This is a genomic window from Martelella mediterranea (assembly GCF_021021415.1).
GTDB lineage: Bacteria > Pseudomonadota > Alphaproteobacteria > Rhizobiales > Rhizobiaceae > Martelella > Martelella mediterranea_C.
Map to the genome: position 1 here is coordinate 40,888 of NZ_JAINWJ010000047.1, position 18,907 is coordinate 59,794.

Here is an 18,907-nt window from a genome sequence, read left to right on the forward strand (position 1 = left end):
TTGATATCAGGCCTACCACTTCACGCGGAAGCCGAGATTGCCGCCGTAGGAGTAGGAGCCGCCGCTGAGGCCGGTGGCGGCGGTGACTTCGCCGTAGACGCCGTAGTTGACGTTGTTGGTGTCGGTCCAGTCATAGGTTCCGCCGAACCCGATCTCGCCGGTCCAGGGGTCAAGTTCGGACGATGCCGTGAAGGACTGCTCGATCACCGCTTTCGTCTCGCCCATGAACTCATGGTAGATATTGGCGATGCCGTAGACATTGCCGCGACGGGCGAGGCCATTCGCATCCGTCGATATGAACTCCTTTTCCACCGCCAGGCCGAGGCGCGCCTTCAGGCTGTCGCCATTGTCGAAGGTCGCATCGTCGTTATAGGCGCCGGTGAAGCTGTCGATGTCGACCGACGACCAGGCGAGCTGGCCCTGCGGCGTCAGGATCAGATCTTTGCTGTCCAGCAGGAACTGCTGACCGGCTTCCACCGACACCGCGTAACCGAAGGCGTCGGAATTCTCGACCCCCTTGTAGAGGTCGTCCGCCTTGAGCTCGCTTGTGTACCAGGTCGCCTGGACCTGGCCGTCGGTGTAGAAGCCATTGTCGCCATACCATGTCAGCGTGCCGCCGAAGCCGTAGCCATCCGGATGGACCTTGCTGTCGCCATGGACGGAGTCGAACTTGGCCTCACCCGTGCGGTAATGCACCGTCAGCCCGCCGACCAGAGCGCCCGGCCCGTCATCATAGAACAGCCCGTCCACGCCGGCCTGCATCTCGAAGGTGGAGAGATCGTACTTGTAGCCGGTCGTGGAACTTGTGGGATCGAGGTGCGAGAAGTCGCCGCTGATGCGTCCCCAGACGTTTTCCAGAGCCGGCGCGGACTGCTGGAGCGGGATCGTGAAGGTGGTCTCGCTTTCGTTCTGATCCAAGTTGGGCGTGCCGTCGCCGTCAACGGAGACGCTCGCCTGCGAATAGTAGCCGGGGTCCTTGGGCGTCAGCACCGGCGCCGGCGGCGGAACAATCACTTCTCTGCCGAGCCAGGCCCGTTTGCCGACGCGCTGGCGCATGGTCGGCAGTGTGTTCATGTCCAGCAGCGCCGACTGATAGCCTTCGTAAAGCGGCACGAAGGGCTGGAGCCGGGGATTCGGTCCCGGTGGTGTCGGCCCCGGAGGCGTCGGTCCCGGAGCGCCGGTCGCCGAAAGGTAGACGCCGGGCGGATAGCCGTTGCCGGGGTCGCCCTCGAGGCTGTAGACCAGCCCATAGGCATAGATGCCCGATGCCGTCATCTGCTTCTTGTCGAGCGTGAACTCGTTCTTGTCGATACCGGTCCCCGTGGTCGTGTCGACGATCAGGATCGCGCCGGGACTGGCGTTCGCACCGATATCGGCGATCTCGAGCTGCGTGACGCCGCCGAGATCCTTCCCGACGGTCAGCACGTCCGCCTTCAGATCGCCGAAGTCGACGTCCAGGCCAAGCCTGCCGCCATCGCTGGTGTAATCGCCCTCGACGATGAAATTGCCGCCATAGGCGCCATCCTGCATCGTCAACAGGCCCTTGTTCGAGAGGTTGCCGTTGAGGGTGAAGCTCTGCCCGGTGCGGGTGCCGCCCATCACACTCGAACCGGCAAGCATGTAGAGGTCGCCCTTGCCGTTGGCGTTGCCGCCGTCATAGCCGTCGAGCGTCATGCCGTCATCGATGAACTTGATCGCGACATTCTCGTTGACGGTGAATTTCTCCCAATTGTTGATGTTGCGACCGGCAACGCTGTCGTTATTGGCGGCGAAGGTGACCTGGTCGACATCGGTTTTGATCTGACTTTCCGGAGCGCCGCCATCCTCGCCGCCATCCAGAATGGCCGCGGCGAAATTGGCGGAACCCGGCACATAGATCGTGGCCGTATCATTGCCGCCCTGGCCGTAGAACCCGCTGTTGAGCGTGCCGCCGGACCAGATGAAGTTGTCGGCGCCCTGGTTGGCGGCCGGCGCTTCCGCCGGATCGAAATCGCCGTAAATGTCGCCCGTCCAGGAACCGCCCGCCAGCGTGAAGGTGGAGTTGCCGCCGCCCATATTTGCCGAGCCGGTGACGTTGCCCCAGGTGGTGAGGTTCATATTGGTGCCGGCCTGATCGTCGGCATTGTAGAAGGCATGCTGGCCGGCGGCAGCGGAAGCATCGATGACCAGACCGCCGCCGAAGGTGATCGTGGCCTGGGTCGCCGCCTGACCGGCGCTCCAGCGCTCGGCAAAGCCGACCGCCGCCTTGGCGTTGCCCGTCGCGGTGATCTTCACGGCATCAAGTGAAACCTTGGTCTCGCCCCCCTGGCTGTAGGCGCTGACGCCGAAGGCATCGGAACCGGAGACGTTGATCGTGTTGGCGAAAGCATTGTTGCTCGTCGTCACGCTCGCAGTGCCAGACCCAAGCGCTTCGGCATAAAGGCCATAGGAATTGTCGCCGGACACGGTAAGATGGCCGCTCTGATAGGTGATCTCGGCGTTGCCGGCATTTGCCGCGTCCTGATTGGTCACGTAAATGCCGTGCGAATTGTCGCCGCTGGTTTGCAAGGTCGCAACATCGCCTTTGAAGGTTGCGGAGCCGCCCTGTGAAGCCACAAGGTAAACACCGTGCGCGCCCTGGCCCGAAGTGGTGATATTGCTCCCGTTCACCTCTTCACCGGAGAAGGTTGCTGTTACATCGCCTTTGCCATCGTTTTGCGCGTAGATGGCGTGAGAAGCATCACCGGTGGTGGTGACGTCCGCACTCGCCGTGACTGTGATATCCGACGTATTGCTCGCATTGTCGAGCAGGGCGGCTGCGCCGTAGGAGCCAGCGCCGCTTGTTTTGAACGTGCCGGCGTTAACCGACAGGTCAATGGAGCCAGAGCCATTGGAATAGGCATAGCCGCCATGAGCGCCGTCTCCCGAGGTCGAAAGCTCCTGTCCGCTCGCCGCCCCGTTATTCTGAAGCAGCATGCTGATATTGCCTGCGCCGCCAGTCGTGGCGTAAACGCCATGTGCGCCGTCGCCAAGGGTTGTCAAGGTACCCTGGTAGTATTTGGCGGTCACGTCGCTATCAACTGCCGTTGCCGCCATGCCGATGGAACCGGCGCCTTCGGTTGCGATCGTACCGCCCTGGAACCCGGCGAAGGCAGTTGCCCCGGATAGGGCGGCTTCTGCGTAAATGCCATATGCGTTTGCACCATAGGTATTAATGGTTAGCGGTATATTCTCCTTGCTGACAAAAGCATAAGCTTGACTCCCCACGGCATTGGTGGTGGCGTAGACGGCGTGAGAACCTGTTCCCTTGGTCGGATCTCCTGAATCTCCAGTCGTCACCGATCCGCCGTGAAGGTAGATGTTTGCCTTGTTGGCATTGTCGGCAGCCCTGATCTGAGCATAGAGGCCGTAGGCGTTGTCGCCTTTTGTTGTTACCGTTCCCGCGCTCATATCGATATGTGCCTGGTCAGATCCTCCCATTTTCGCCATAACAGCGTGGCTTCCGTCTCCTTCGGTTGTTACGGTGCCACCGTCGATGTCGGCATAGGCCTGCCCTGCGGAGTTACCATAGGCGAAAACGCCCGCGGCTGACGCCCCTGTAGTCGTAACCGTTCCACCTTGCAGGTTTACGGTCGATGTGCTGGTCACGGTGTTGTCGACAGGAAATATGATCGACTGAAGTGCGTTGGCGTAGTCGCCTGAAGTTGTAACGTTCCCGGATTGCATCGTGACAGAGGCATTCCCGCTGCCGTCATTCATGGCAACTACGGCCGATCCGGTGCCATCACTTCCGTCAGCACCAGTGGCAGAGGCGTCCCCGGTGGTCGAGATTGACATGTCGGACACGGTGACCGTGGCATCGTGTGATCCGCCGGAAATGGCAAAGACCGCGGCGGAGTTATCCGCATTCATTGTAATCGAGCCGCCCGATGCTGTGATGGCGGCGGCATCGTGAAACGAATTCGCCCAAAGGCCGGTTTGTTGCGAAACGCCGATGCCGGCATTGCCGGTGATCGTGCCACCCGTCATCTTGATTGTTGAGGAGCCGCTGCCCTCGTTGAACAGGAATGCGCCAAATGACATATCGCCGTTGATGTCGATTGTCCCTCCCGACATGTCGAATTCGTAATCTGCTGTGGGAGCGCCGTCCTGGGAGCCAATGAAAACGCCGCCGGTCAAAGCGCCATTTGCCTTGAGCGTCCCACTGTCCAGACTGGCGCTGACTTTGCCCTCATAGGCCTGGCCCGTAAGATCAACGGCGATCGCGGCGTGGTATTTGTTGTCAATAAGCAAAGTGCTGGGCTTGGACGTTATCGTCCCTGTCCCCGTATCGACCTTCACATCGATCGCACCGCTTCCCGAATTGCTAGGCGTGATGTTTACGCCGTCCGTCACGCTGGTGTTGTCGGTAACGGAAAGCTCCAGATTGGTGACGCCTGTATAAGTAATGCCCGACGCATAAGGTCCGCTATTGCAACTCACCGTCGGGCCTGTCCCGCACTCATTGTCAGCATAGGCCGCACCGGCGGGAAGGCCGGCCGCAAGCGCGGCAGCGATGATCGCCCGGGCGGAAACGGACGATGCCATCGAAACGTGCCTTCGTCCAAGGAGGATTAGGTTTCTATTATAGGTCAACATTCCGTTTCTCCTGAATGTTTATCGGATTTATATTTCAACAATCTCCTTTTTTGGTTAACAAGCATTTAACTATACTTTATATTTAGTTATTATACTTAAGAAATTTAGATATTAATAATTTAGAATGTTAATATAATTCTTGTTTTTACTAATAAATATTGCTTCGTGGTGGACTTTAAACGTCAGTTTCCGGCGGCTTGTCCAGCGCGTGTCGCAAAGCTTGGATGACTGAAAGCTTTGGCTTGGCGATTGCCGGGGCTTGAAGGGCGCTCGATCCAGAGCCCCTCTCCAAAGAAGCAGGGCCCTCCTGCGGGAATCGCGGGCTGTGAGTTTTCGAAGGTGGATCACAAAAAACACAGCCTATAGCGCAACAGCGTCGCCCTTGGCGGAGCGGGGAACGTCAGGAGGTGTCTGCCTGTGTCAGTGGGTGGCGCCATTTAAGAATGTCGTTTCATTTTTGACCGCCATGGCTTCTGGCGTCTCGCAGCCGGCGGAAAAGCGAGTCCGGGGACGGTTGCGCTCCCTGCAGGCCGCGGCTGGCCAGTCTGCACGTCGGTCGTCCGAAAAAAACTATGGCATGCAATTTCAGAATTTATCCAGGATTTCCCGGAATCTCTGCGCCGTCCCCATAATATACTGTTTGATATGCGTATTATTTTATTTCGTATGACAATATTTCCCGGAATTTCTGCTGATATTTCTACACTTTATAGGCTGAAAAACTGACAAGTATACCAAAGGTTGCAATGTAATATAGACAACCATAGGTTTATATCGCTATTCTGTAGATGCGCCGGCCCCCATGCCGCCGTTGAAAGTTTTCAGACATTTTAATTTACGGAGATCCAACATGAATGTGAACGTCCCGGACAAAGCGTCCACTCTCGCAGGGCCTGATCGGCCTCTTCCACCTGAGGTGAATTTCACCACCTCAACAGCAACGTTCAGCGGAACGGCTGCGCCTGGCCTGACGATTAAGCTGAGCAGCAATGTCGACGGGCAGGCCTCTTCCGTCACCGTCGGCAAGGACGGCAAATGGAAGATCGTGCTGGGCGAAGAGGCGCGCTGGTACACGATCTTCAAGATCTGGTCCTGCGACAGCAAAAGCGGTCAGGAATCCGACAAGGTACAGTTCACCCTTGGCGGCTACAATCCGAAGCTCGAAGATGTTTATGTCGGCGAAACCGCGGCTTGCGGCCATGCATCGAAGGACAGCGACATTGCCATTTACGCTTCGAACGGCAAACTGTTCGCGCGTGCGAAGGCAATGTTCGGCCGCGGTTTCTGGCGCGTCAAATTTCTCGAGGAGAACATGCCGCAGGCGGGGGACCGCGTTTGCATTATCGCGAAACATCCCAACGGCAATACATCCATGCCGCATTTTACCGAGGTGCACGCATTTTCGGTCCGCGAGGCCAGCAATTACCAGTTTGCGGGCTCCGGCGCCCGACCTGGCGACCTGATCCAGCTGCTTGAGGAAGAAAGCGGCGCGTTGATCGAGACGGTTGAAGCCAACGATGATGGCAAATGGACCCTCAAGCTCGCCAATCAGATCGAATCCGATGCGCTCACGCGGATTCAGCGCATCCACAAGGACGGCACGATTTCCCGCGGGCCGGGCAGAATCTATCTGACTTCTGGTACCGTGGCGCCGACAATCGTCGGCCTCAAATATGACAAGATTTGGGGCACCGGGCTACCCTACGGCCGGATAATGGTTATGGTCTTTCCCAAGAACAGCCACTCAGCGCTCTCTGGTAAGTACTCGCAGGCGACCGCTGATTCGAGAGGTAACTGGCAAGCTCCACCGCCGATGCCCCCTCAGTCGGGTTACACTTTCACGGCAACTCAGCAACCATCAGGAATAGGCCCGGCATCCAATTATCACTCCGGCATCGAATATGGCACTCCGGTCCCTCTCCCGCCTCTGGTCGGCGGTCTCGAAAATGGGCAGTACAAAGGTTTTGCCAGCCCAGGCAGTATTGTGCTCATTTCATCCCCGCAGAACGGGGTTCAGGCCTTTACAGGCACAAATTATGACGGTTCGTTCATTTTTCCCGATCCGGCTACTCTGGGTATACCCAGGAACGAGACTGCTCTTTTCAACGTTGCCGAAGCAGCAACTGACTATGACACGCCGTGGGCGGTGACTTCACCTTTCACGGGAAGAAATCAAAGTAATGTGCTCTACGTCGAGCCGCCGGTCATCACCACTGCTGAAACCACTCTGTTTGAGGGTACCGAGGCAACGTTGCCGACAGTGGTACAGATCTACGACGAGAGCACCGGCCAAGGCCTTATGGACCCCGAAATCGTTGTTCAGTCAGACAACACCTGGAATTCAAATAACACTACGATCGAAGATACGGTCGAGAACGGACACAAAGTCTATGGTCAAGCGACCTACTCGGACCCGACAATTGGGGACGGGTTGGGGCCGACCTCACAGCCGGGAGACCCTGCCATTGTCGGCATGCCCCAAAGCAATACCAAGAAGCCGGTCCCGCCGCAAATCACCAGCTGCGACGGTTCATCGATCTATGGCGTGTCTCAGATCAACACCTATGTCTACCTGCACTATGTAGACAGCTATGATAATCAGCAGAAGGACCCGCCCAAAATCGGCGTTGCGACACAGGCAGGCCAGAGCAAGACAAACTGGAGATACAATCTACCCGGGCACCCTCTGTCCGGGGGTAGCAAGGTGTGGGCGACCGCAGAATTTGCCGGTTCTTCGAACCAATCGGACACATATTATCGTACAGTCGGGGACAAGAATGGCGGCCCGCTTTATGTTGATGAAGTCACCACCAGTTACGTCAAGGGCAGGGCAGGAAGAGCGGGACTGTGGATTCTGGCCTGGCGCACCAGTGATGGCATGCAGCTCGTCAGTCAGCAAACGGGCAGTAGCGAAAGTTTCACGTTCAATTACGAGAATAGCCTGACCCTGGATGCCAACGACCAGATCAATGTCGTTTCGGCCCTCGCCCCAACGGGTAACTTCGGGCCCTTCAACCGGCAGGACGAGGGATACATTAATCCCGACGCACCGCCTCGCGGCGCGTAGACGAATGTGGACCAACGGCAGTCTTCTGCCGCCGTTGCGGCCCTGCGCACCGACCCGAACATCAGAATCGACCTGAGGGCCGATGCGCAACCCCAACAGATCAAAGCGTCGGGCGGTTCAGCAAAACCGCCCGCCGTTTCGGGCAGCAGCCGGCACGAATGCCGGCTGTCTTTCACACCGGGCCGTCCGGTCAATCTGCTGACCAGCGAACAGACCTTCTGCTGCGGGTCATCAATGGAACAGCAACGGGCGCGCACCGGGCAGCCCCCGGCACGACTGCCCGACGAAATACAACCTGGGATTATAAATCCTGTTCGCACCACACCATGGGTTTATCGAGCAGCTTCAACCCAAATATTCTTATGGAGAGCACAATGTCGCAGGAAGCACAGGACCGGTCGTTTCTCAAGTCCAATACCCAACGACCACTGCCGCCCGAGATAAATTTCGATTCCTTCCAGGGGCTGTTATCCGGCACGGCCGAGCCTGGACTGATCGTAAACATGAAAAGCAGCGTCGACTCGAAGTTGCGGCAGTGCTTTTCCACTGACGAAGGCAGATGGCAGCTATCCGGCGACGGACCTGCGAAATGGTTCACGATTTACGAGGTCTGGACCAGCGATCCCGATACCAATGCAGAGTCGGAAAAGATCAAGTTCATGCATGATCGCAAAAGCCTGAAGCTTGACGATGTCTATACCAGTACGACCACGGCATTCGGCCGTGGAAAGGCTGGCACGGAAATCACCGCTTACGGGCCGGCGGGACAGACCCTCGGAAAGGCCTTTATCTTCGGCGATGACGGCCCATGGTCGGTGACGTTCGACGAAACGCTCAACGCCGGTGACAAGGTCTGCATTACCGCAAAGCAGTTCACCGGCCTTCACGCCATGCCGATTTTTCAGAAAGCCCAGACATTCTCGATCGACGAGCGAAATGTCGGCAGGATCAGCGGCTCAGGCGCCAAAAGCGGAGAGAGGATCTTGCTGCTCGACGCAGAAAGTCAGAATCTCATTGCAGACGCCACGGTGGGGGAAGACGGTGCATGGTCGACCTCGCCGCGTAAGCTGCTCGAGGCCGGCGCCCGCATCGAAGTCATGAGGGTCGACAAGAATGGCATGGCAACGAAGGATCTGACATTTTCCGTGACCCCGGACAATTGCCTTTCCCCGGTTATCGACATGGTTGAAGACACGTATATTCGGGGCAGAGCCAATCCGGGCCTGAAGATCAACTACACCCTGATCCGCAATCATGAGCCCATCGCCTCGGGAAGTGCCGTGTCAGACAAGTCGGCAGCCTGGGAGGTTGGCGACCTCGACCTTCGGTCCGGTGACGGCATTGTCGTGACCACCGCGAGCCAGGATGGAACAAAGGCATCACAGCTCCATGCCTCCTTGACGATCGGCGAATACAGGCCGGGAATGCCCTACATCGAGACATCGGGAAAGAGTGGCGCGACCGGCTTCGCCAATCCCAGTGAGTTCGTTGTGGCTTCGTCTGTCAACCGCGGTGTGCTTTCCTGGGCCAGAGTCGCCGAAGACGGAAGCTGGACATTGAACTGGCAGGCAATGCCCGACTGGAGCGATGAAGTCATGCTGGTCCAGTTTACAACCTACCTGTCTCTGACCGGCTCCGGCGTCAATAATCCCTCATCCTGTTTTGCCATGCGCTACGCCGATGATGCGGCTGATCCGGTGCCGGAGCCCACGATCACCGACTACACGCCCCCTAACGGGGCGAATAATGCAACATTCAGTGGTACAGATACCGAGGATGGCACAACGATTCTCGTCGTGAACAACACCACCGGATATCCTGTTGGTCCAAGCAGCCCGCCCACTTCAAACCAGAACTGGGTGGCGGAAAGCTACTCGGCCGTTTCCGTCGGCAGTCAATGCTATGGAATTGCGAACAGGCCGACGGATGGCGGTGACATCGGAACAAATTCAAATCCGGGGCCGTATTACTACGTTCAATGAGCGCATCAATTCAAAAAAAGCCTCTGATGCATAAAGCCCGGCGCCGATGCGAAAGCTTCTGCGCCGGGAATGTTCCGGCTGAAATGCCGGATCAGCTCTCAGTTGTTTCGACCTTGGCAATCTCCCATTCACGCAGAGCCGGAGCAAGAAGGACCGTGCTGGAATGTTTTTTTGTGGGAGTCGAGCGCAACCTTTAATTGTAATTCATCTCTTCTGTGCTCACGTCCAGCAAGAAATCAGACTATTTCGATCAGGGCACATCTGCGACCCGCGCCAGGACAATATATTGCTATTTATAAACCTTTAACTAATGCCATGACCTGCAGTTCATGAGGCGAAGTAGCGTTAATCTGATATTTCCGAGTTGATCACAAACGGCCTTACTTCTAAAAATTAAATCTTAGGTTGTATTTTTATCTAGACAACCTAGGATAGCATGGGCTAATCTTGAACTGGCGCCGGAGAGAGCCGCCGCCGGTAGAATTTCAGAGCACACTATTTTACGGAGAAGCACCATGTCTATCGAGACAGGGAGCCCGACGGCTCCCGCATCCGCCGCCTCGCGGCCGCTGCCGCCGGCATTGAAGTTCAACGCAGCGACGCACACTTTCACCGGCACGGCTGAGCCCGGCAAGACGGTCCGTCTGACCGGCAGCGACGATCAGCGCATGCTCACCGCGACCGCTGATGCCAATGGCAGTTGGACGCTCGAACTCCGCAAGCCTCCACGCCTCTACACCACGTTCGAGATCTGGGTCTGCGACGGGCCGGAGGGAGAAAGCTCCGACAAGGTCAAATTCACCTATGGAGGCGATAATCCGAAGCTTTCCGATATTTATGCCAGCAAAACCCTGGCCTTCGGTCGTAGCACCCCCGGTACCAAGGTTAGCGCCTTCGGACCGGAAGGTCAGCTCCTCGGCCGTGCGCTGGCGTTGGGCGAACATGGCGCCTGGGTCATCCGCTTTGGCAATGCCGTCGAAGCAGGCGACAAGATCTGTGTTCTCGCGGAAGCCTTAAGCGGCAATACTTCCATGCCTTGCTTTGTCGAAGCGAAAGAATTTTCGCTTAACGACCACAATGTCGGTCACATCGCCGGCACAGGCGCCGAGCCGGGCGATCAAGTCGAGCTCTATGACATTGCGGCGGGGCAAGTCATCGCCTCGACCATTGCCGCTGAGGATGGCCGCTTCGAATTCTCTTTCTGCGACCCGATCGAAGCTGGTTTGCGCATCTCCGTTGAGCGTATTCACAGGAATGGGGAGACGTCGACAGGGCCGGTATTCACTGCACTGCGCAATCAATGCCTGTCTCCGGCCATCGCGTCATTTTCCGGCACGACGATCACGGGCAGGGCCGATCCCGGACTGAAGGTGACCTACACGCAGCTTCGCGACGGAAACATGGTCCACAGCGACACTGTGACCGTGCCCGAAAACGGTCTCTGGTCGAGCGACGCCGCAACCGAGCCCTACGCCTTCGATTTCCAGAAAGGTGACATCATTTTCGCAACGACGCAGAGCGCCGACGGAACGAAAGAATCGGTGTTTTCCTCCAATGTCAAGGTCGACGGTACAAGGCCCGGCACGCCGCTGGTCGAGAAAATTGACTCAGATGGCGCCAACGGCTGGGCAGAGCCATTCAAGTTCATCCTCGCCTCGACGGCAGAAGACGGCGTCGTGGCCCTGGCGCAGGCAGGCCGCGATGGCTATTGGCAACTCGGCTGGAAGGATTTCGTCGGTTCTCTTCCAACCACCACGGTTGTGTTCTTTGCGGCGTATGACACACTGCTGGAAAACCAGAAGTTACCCACTTCGATGATCACCGCGAGTTTTGCAGATCTCGCGGGGATAAAGCCCGCCAAACCTGTCATCGTTAAATATATGACAACCGATATCGAAGGCACCCAAACGCCGGTCCCCGGCTATGACCTCGTTGTCATTGTTCACAACAACACAACAAGGCAGGATATCAATCCGGGCGGCGCACTCGTCGCTGACGGAATCTGGCAGGTCATACCTAAATCCCCACTGATCCCCGGTGATAATGATGAAATCATCGCGACCACATGGCTTACCAAGAACAATATACTGTTAACCGCTTCGGACGAGTCCGTCCCCAAAAATGTCAGCTCATTTGTACCGCCTACGCCTTCGGTCACGAAAAGCTATCCGGACGATATCGAGGGCCTTGAACTAATATCCAAGCCCGCAAACCTGACAATGACCACGATCTACATTGCTCCTGAACTGGATATCAGCCACACACCGGTCGCCAATAGTGGTCATCTCACCGGTCAGACATGGACCATTTCCCCAGCGCCGCCCCGGACCGCCGGCGAAGAGATGGTTGCCTGGGCCGTGACCGATGCCGGCGCCATATCTGGTTACCGCCCTTTCAAGATTAATGCAGCCGAAAAACCGCTCCCACCGAGTATCGGCAACTGGTCAAGCGAGATCATCACAGGGAGTGGCGTGCCTGGTCAAACCGTGAAGCTTACTGTCAACGATGGCTTTGCAGGCAGCGCCGTTGTTGATGCGGAGAGCCGAAGCTGGAAAATCGACATTGGAAACAAGCCGCCAGCTGACACCAAGTTGAGCGCCACTGCCACTGACCCAAAGACTGGCGCCGAGTCCGATCCATTTTACATCGTCGTCGACCAACCGCGCGCAACGCTTAAAATTGATAATTCTTCAGTAACAACCAGCGGGTTCAGCGGCACGACCACTAACCTGCCGCAGATCATCCTGGGTTGGCGCGTATCAGATGGCCTGAAAGTCGTTGACTACCCTACGAATACGGCTTCGTTCAATGCCACATATATAGCCGATTCGAACATCAAGAGCGGCGATTTCATCAGGTTCGTTTCGCAAAATGATACCGGCGATCCGGAAGCCTGCTTCTCCACTTATGAAGGGAACCAGGTCAGTTGACGAGAAAACATCGCTTGCGATGAGAACAGGACAACCGGCGTTTCGCCGCCGGTCGTCCGCCTCAGCTGAAGCGCTCTGCCACCACACTGGCGATTGCGCTGCGGTGAGATGGCGTGCCTACCAGAGTGTGTGGGTGGGTGTGACCGTTCAGCATGAAAAATAACACGACGCGAACGCGCCTACGACCAGATCGCGTCGATCTATACAACTTATACATGCATAATTGGTTTTCTTCGCCTCATTCGGTTTTTTATCCAGCCAAGCGAAGCAACCAGTCCAAACAAGTGTCACGGAGAGGATCATGGCTCATAAGACTGTCGGCAGCCTTTCGCTGCTGCCCCCGGAAATCAACTTTGACGCGGCAAGCGGAATTTTTAGCGGAACCGCCGCGCCCGGAGTATCTGTTCGTCTGACCAGCAGCGTCGACCAGCAAATGCTCTCGACGATGAGCGGGCAAGATGGTGGTTGGAAAATCGCGCTCGGAAATACGCCGCGGCTTTATACCATTTTCGAAATCTGGGCTTGTGACCAGCACACTGGAATCTCGTCGATCAAGGTAAAATACATTTATGGCGGGAGCCAGCCTAGGCCTACCAATGTTTATGCCAGCAAAACCGTCGCCTTCGGCGAAGTCACCGGCGGCGCTGAAATCAGCGTTTACGGACCTGACGGCGCACTTCTCGGGCGCGATCTGGTCATTGCCGGACAGAGTACATGGGCTGTGAATTTCCGCACGCCGCTCAATGCCGGTGACACGATCTGCGTCATCGCGAGCGGACCTGCTGGTGCAACATCCCTGCCGGTCTTTGCAAAAGCCAAGACCTTCTCGGTAGACGACCGCAATGTCGCGCATATTGCCGGTTCCGGAGCCAAGCCGGGTGAAAAGGTTGAGCTGTTCAATCGCTCGAACGGAGAGTTACTGGCCAGCACGGATGCGACCGACCTCGGCACCTGGTCGGTGTCTTTCTGTAAACTGCTTAAGCGCGGCACACCGATTACCATCCGACGCGTCGACAAATCAGGCGTAACCTCACATGGCCCGTCTTTCTCCGCTTCACTCAAGCGTAGCCTGATGCCATTCATCAAGTACCTTGGAGAGGCTGAATTGGCAGGACTTGCCGTGGCCGGGCTCTCTGTCCAATGCTCACTGCGTCGCAACGGAGGCATTATGGAGAGCCACACAGTCCAAGCGGATGAGAGTGGCAGATGGCGAACCGAATTCACCGACACACCGGTCAAAACGGGAGATCTTCTCATCGCAAAATCCATGGCGACGGATGAGACGGCGGATTCGCTTTTTTGTTCGATAATTCAAGTCGGTCAGGAGCGGTTCGCTCCGCCCGAAGTGACGTCTATCGACCAGAGTGAAGCTTCGGGCACAGCGGAACCTTTGAAATATGTCATCGCGTCAACTGCGGAGCATGGTTATATTGGCAAGGCGCAGGTTGACTCCGATGGCACCTGGAACCTCAAATGGGGCGCTACCTACGGTCAGCTGCCGAAAACAACCGTTGTCTATTTCGTATCGGTTGAAAACATCTACACCGATCCCTTCTCGCCGACCTCAGATTATGCCGGCCGCTATGCTGATGCTGATGGGTCAAAGCCGCCGAAGCCCGTCATTACGGGGCAGGACTCGGACGGAGCGTTTTACGGAACCGAAGAAGACGCGAATTCAACGATCATCGTCTATAAGCAATCAGACGGCATGGCGGTGAATGATACGCCGGTTCCGGTTAACTCCGACAATTCCTGGATCGTGGCTCCTGACGATCCGCCGAGCGTGGGCGACAAGGTCTATGCGCAAGCCACGGAAATCGGCTCGGACGCACCTGGCGCAACTTCGGATAAATCGGAGCCCTATACCGTGAAGAAGACACCGGCCGCGGGCGTGCCCTGTCCGCCGGAAATCCTGAATGTGGCCACGCCGAAAATTTTCGGGCAGGCGCAGCTTAACACCTGGGTTGTCGTGACCGTGGAACTGCCAAATAAGCAGCCTAAGTCATTTGATCCGGTAGCTACACAAGGCACAAGCTGGAATATTGATTTGACAAGTGAGTATGGGGACTCCTTTCCGACAACGACAAGGGTTTTCGCAACGGCGCAATATAAACAGGATTCAACCGATACGTCAGGGACATACATTAAGGAGGTGGGCGTCAGCACTCTTGGAGGCGTAATCATCAACACGGTGACGGAAACCGAAGTTACCGGAATATCTCCGGTGCCAGAGATGGTTGTCCAGGCCTGGCGCGGAAGTGACGGAAAGCAAATCGTCACCAATTATACAATCCCGGGCTCCGACCCCGCCTTCACCGCTAAATTTGAAGATGGCGAGAAACTCAAGGACGGCGATTTGCTCTGGCTTGTCTGCGGATATACCGACGAAGGAAGCATGACGCCCTTCAACCGCCAACAGGAAGGTTATGTCAACCCGGATATGTAACCGGTTGCCGGCGTCGGCGCCAGCGATGATTGGCGCCGGTCTGCCGCTTTAGGATGTACTGCCTTTTCGTAGCGGTGCGAGCTGCAATACCGGAGGGGCGAAAGGCACAGAAAATCCAAACTTGGTGGAGAAGCAGCATGTCTGAACAAGCGACCGGCAATGCGTCAACGTCGAAGCCCGACGCACCTGCCATCACAACATACAGGACGAGTGTTATTGGCGGCACGGAAGCGACACCAGGCACGGTTGTGGTCGTTCACAACGTGACCCAAGGCCGAGATGTCAACCCGGGGGGCGCAAGCGTCTTTTTTGGAAGCTGGCAGATCCAACCAACAGGCGCCGATACTCCGAAGGATGGCGATGAAATCACCGCAGTTGCATGGATGGTTGAAAACGGCAATTTGACGGTCTCCTCTGACCCGTCCCAGCCCAAGACGGTCAGCGCATTTGTACCGCCCAGCCCTGAGATCATGACGAGCTATCCAGATGATGTCGAGGGCACTGAATTCATACTTCAACCCTCACTCCAGGCAATGACCACCGTGTATATCGCTCCTCAACTGGATATCAGCCGCACCCCGGTTGGCAATAGTGGTCATCTCACCGGCCAGTCATGGGCCATTACCCCATCACCGAGCAGGTCCCCTGGCGAAACGATGGTGGCCTGGGCCCAGACCGATGCCGGCGCGAAATCGGCTGAGAGACCTTTTACGATCGTTGAGCCCGACGAGCCGATCGCGCCGAAAAGCGAAGCAACCGAGTAAAGACGAAGCCCCGAGATCGTCCTGCCGACAGGCGGAATTGCACCAATGGATGCACGTAATAGTAGCATTTGCTGGGGAGCAAGGCTCTTTAGTTGAGAAATGACGCAGAGCACACAGATCATAACAACGTTACGGAGAAGCACCATGTCTCAGGATTTCAAAGGCAGCACGTCTCTGCTGCCGCCGGCAATGAAATTCACCGCAGCCACCGGAGTTTTTTCCGGCACGGCAGAACCTGGCAAGACGGTTCTTCTGACCAGCAACGCTGATCAGCGCGTGCTCTCCGCAACGGCGGATGATATCAATGGCCGTTGGGCGATTGCGCTCGACGACGCACCGCGTCTTTATACTCAATTTGATATCCGGGCCTGCGACCCCGAAACGAAGGCCTGTTCGGCTACGGTCAAGTTCATTTATGGCGGAGACAACCCTGAGCTTGCCAATATCTATGTCAGCAAAACCCTGGCTTTCGGTCACAGCAGGCCCGGCACGAAAGTTATCGTCTTTGGACCCACAGGCCGGGTTCTCGGCCAGTCCTTTGTCTTCGGCAAGCACGGTGTGTGGACTGTCAGGTTTGGCGATGCCGTAGAAGCAGGCGACACAGTCTGCGTCATGGCGGAATCCCTCATTGGCAACACTTCGATGCCGTTTTTCACAAAAGCCGAAGCGTTTTCGGTCGAAGACCGGAATGTCGACCGCGTTGCCGGCTGCGGCGCCAGGCCGAACGACAACATCCAGTTATTCGATGTCGGATCAGGGCAGGAGCTTGCCAGCACTGTGGCGAGTGACGCGGGGGCATGGTCACTCTCGTTTCAGGACCCGCTGGAAGTTGGCACGCGCGTCGTCATCCAACGCACCCATATTGACGGCGACACGTCCAAAGGCCCGATTTTCACTGCCATCAGGAACGACTGCCTTGCTCCGATCATCGAGACGTTTTCGGGCAACCAACTGGGCGGCATGGCGCAGCCAGGATTACAGGTCGACTACGCGCAATACCGCGACGGGATGACCGTTCATAAGGGCTCGGTAGCAGTGCCACAAAACGGTCTGTGGACCAGCAATGATGCAGCTGATTACCAGCCCTTTGAGTTCCAGTTCGGTGATATTCTGGTGGCGATGACGACGAATGGCAACGACACGGCGGAATCGCTGATCCCCTCAAGCGTGACGATTGGCAGCACGCGGCCCAGTGCCCCTCTGGTGCTATATATCGATCAGAACGGGGCCTGGGGCTACGCCGGCTCTCTGAAAAACATAATCATTTCGACCGAAGATGCCGGCCTGATCTGGGCCGCGCGGAGCAACCGGATTGGCTATTGGTCCGCCGACTGGACGCTTTCAGTCGGAGCTCTTCCGACGACGACGCGGGTGTTTTTCGAAGTGCTTGATTCATGGCAACTGACCAATGACATCCAGACATCGACGGCCACCGTACGCTATGCCGATGCGTCGGGGGGCAAACCCGCTGCACCGGTTATCGATACCTACATCCCTTCAAAGATCGCGGGCACGGAATCCACAGCTGGCACCGTCGTATTCGTCCATAACGCAGATGAGGATGATCAGGCTATCAATTCGGGCGGCACGGCGGTCACCAACGGCGCCTGGCAGGTCAACCCGACCGGCAGTTATGCTCCCCATGATGGTGACGAGATTTTCGCCGTTGCCTGGACCCTTATTGAAGGTGGCCAGCTAGGCGTTAATTCAGACCGCTCGACGCCTGTCGACGTCGATAGCTATGTGCCTCCGAAACCGAACGTCAGTTTCGGACATCCCACCGACATTGAGGGCGATGAGCCAGTGCTCACGGCCGACCTTAGCGAGTTGCCGAATATCGTCATCCATGTGGGTTATGCATCGGTCATGCCCCGGAAGTCGATTGCCAATAGCGGCCATCTTACCAGCGGCAGGGACTGGTCGATCACGCCTGTGCCCGCGCTCATCGTAGGCGATCAGATGGTTGCCTGGGCCGAAACCGATGCCGGCGAGCTATCCGGTGAAACACCGTTCACGATCACGGCAGCAGTGACCGCCAAGCCGGCGCCGCCAATGATTACCAAATGGGATACGGCCGTTATCTCCGGGACCGGCCCGGGCGGAACGTTGGTGTCATTGAGCAAGAATGGGCAAGACATGGGTTCAACCGCCGTCGGCTCAGCACAGTATGGTTATAGTTGGCAAATCAATATCGGCAAGCCTGCGTCGACGGGCGATGTGTTGAAAGCCGTGGCAACAGATCAAGGCGGCTACAATTCCGATCCATTCTATATCTATGTTGGTGATGTGCCAACGATGCTTACCGTCGAAGCTGTCACCACAAGCGAACTGACCGCCAATGTGAGCACCGCCAATCAACGATTGCTTGCATGGCGTAGTGCCGACGGGTTGAAGGTCATCGACCATCTGATCGGGGGGCCTGGCACCTACACCGTACCCTATCTATCCAACGTAACCGTCGAAACCGGCGATCTCATCATGTGCTCTTCGATGGATACGACCTATTCCAGCACAGAAGGAACAATGGTGCACTATGATTCAAACTATGTTCCTTATTCAGCCTGAGCGTTCTGAAAGGGACACTGCCGGCCGGCGCTGACTGCGCCGGTCAGACTGGCCTCCATGGAATGGTTGCGGACAAGTATCGGGTCAACGATCTCGGCGCCTCGGCGCAGCACCAGGACGAGATAGCGCGCCTTAGCGGCGAGCTGTTCGGCTGGGCGCGCAGACAGCATTCCCGCACCACCATTTCCGATGAAAAGATCGATACCGTCCTGTGCAAGGACGATGCCGCCTACGGCGTCTATCTCGGCTTCTGTGACCAAGGCGCGCTTCGCGAATGGAGCCAGCAGCAAGCCGAAGAAAACCCGTCATCTCGAACGAGATAACGGCGGAGAGGAGACCTTCGGCGAGATCGAACCAGATTAATATCCTTATAAAATTCAAATGGCAGCGCCCTTGTAGGAGCACCGGGCGATTAGTCTGCAACGCATGCGGTTGATTTGAAGTAATTCCAGCATTTCAGTGGCGTGAAGAGTTTGCAGACGTGGCCTACAGCTCTCACAGGTCGTCATAGGTTCGCGCCTTTGCCTTCCTGAGAA

The 18,907-nt window shown here is 56.9% G+C and carries 8 protein-coding genes; 7 read left to right on the forward strand and 1 reads right to left on the reverse strand.

Going from position 1 to position 18,907, the window contains the following annotated elements:
- Positions 1–12 precede the first annotated feature (12 nt).
- A complete protein-coding gene (locus K7H91_RS20765; protein ID WP_230722116.1) occupies positions 13–4,566 on the reverse strand; it encodes an autotransporter outer membrane beta-barrel domain-containing protein in 4,554 nt (1,517 codons plus the stop codon).
- Positions 4,567–5,467: 901 nt separating this feature from the next.
- Here K7H91_RS20765 and K7H91_RS20770 point away from each other — a divergent pair.
- The 7 genes from K7H91_RS20770 (at position 5,468) to K7H91_RS20800 (ending at position 18,694) form a co-directional block, all read left to right on the forward strand.
- On the forward strand, positions 5,468–7,684 hold the full coding sequence (locus tag K7H91_RS20770) for a hypothetical protein (RefSeq protein WP_230722117.1): 2,217 nt from the start codon (positions 5,468–5,470) through the stop codon (positions 7,682–7,684).
- A gap of 374 nt (positions 7,685–8,058) precedes the next feature.
- Positions 8,059–9,666, forward strand: coding sequence for a hypothetical protein (locus K7H91_RS20775; protein WP_230722118.1), 1,608 nt, complete (start codon positions 8,059–8,061; stop codon positions 9,664–9,666).
- A gap of 515 nt (positions 9,667–10,181) precedes the next feature.
- Positions 10,182–12,596, forward strand: coding sequence for an Ig-like domain-containing protein (locus K7H91_RS20780; RefSeq protein ID WP_230722119.1), 2,415 nt, complete (start codon positions 10,182–10,184; stop codon positions 12,594–12,596).
- Positions 12,597–12,897: 301 nt separating this feature from the next.
- Positions 12,898–15,042 (forward strand): hypothetical protein, encoded by a 2,145-nt coding sequence (locus K7H91_RS20785; protein WP_230722120.1) that lies wholly within the window; start codon positions 12,898–12,900, stop codon positions 15,040–15,042.
- A gap of 137 nt (positions 15,043–15,179) precedes the next feature.
- A complete protein-coding gene (locus K7H91_RS20790; RefSeq protein WP_230722121.1) occupies positions 15,180–15,806 on the forward strand; it encodes a hypothetical protein in 627 nt (208 codons plus the stop codon).
- Positions 15,807–15,950: 144 nt separating this feature from the next.
- Positions 15,951–18,371, forward strand: coding sequence for a hypothetical protein (locus K7H91_RS20795; RefSeq protein WP_230722122.1), 2,421 nt, complete (start codon positions 15,951–15,953; stop codon positions 18,369–18,371).
- Between the two features lie 62 nt (positions 18,372–18,433).
- Entirely contained in the window at positions 18,434–18,694 is a 261-nt protein-coding gene (locus tag K7H91_RS20800) for a hypothetical protein (RefSeq protein WP_230722123.1), read from the forward strand.
- Positions 18,695–18,907 lie beyond the last annotated feature (213 nt).

What these genes read in the sequence shown, in the direction of transcription:
- K7H91_RS20785 (WP_230722120.1), top strand. Translation starts at nt 12,898, where the DNA reads ATGGCTCATAAGACTGTCGGCAGCCTTTCGCTGCTGCCCCCGGAAATC.
- K7H91_RS20765 (WP_230722116.1), bottom strand. Translation starts at nt 4,566, where the DNA reads ATGGCATCGTCCGTTTCCGCCCGGGCGATCATCGCTGCCGCGCTTGCG.
- K7H91_RS20770 (WP_230722117.1), top strand. Translation starts at nt 5,468, where the DNA reads ATGAATGTGAACGTCCCGGACAAAGCGTCCACTCTCGCAGGGCCTGAT.
- K7H91_RS20780 (WP_230722119.1), top strand. Translation starts at nt 10,182, where the DNA reads ATGTCTATCGAGACAGGGAGCCCGACGGCTCCCGCATCCGCCGCCTCG.
- K7H91_RS20790 (WP_230722121.1), top strand. Translation starts at nt 15,180, where the DNA reads ATGTCTGAACAAGCGACCGGCAATGCGTCAACGTCGAAGCCCGACGCA.
- K7H91_RS20795 (WP_230722122.1), top strand. Translation starts at nt 15,951, where the DNA reads ATGTCTCAGGATTTCAAAGGCAGCACGTCTCTGCTGCCGCCGGCAATG.
- K7H91_RS20775 (WP_230722118.1), top strand. Translation starts at nt 8,059, where the DNA reads ATGTCGCAGGAAGCACAGGACCGGTCGTTTCTCAAGTCCAATACCCAA.
- K7H91_RS20800 (WP_230722123.1), top strand. Translation starts at nt 18,434, where the DNA reads ATGGTTGCGGACAAGTATCGGGTCAACGATCTCGGCGCCTCGGCGCAG.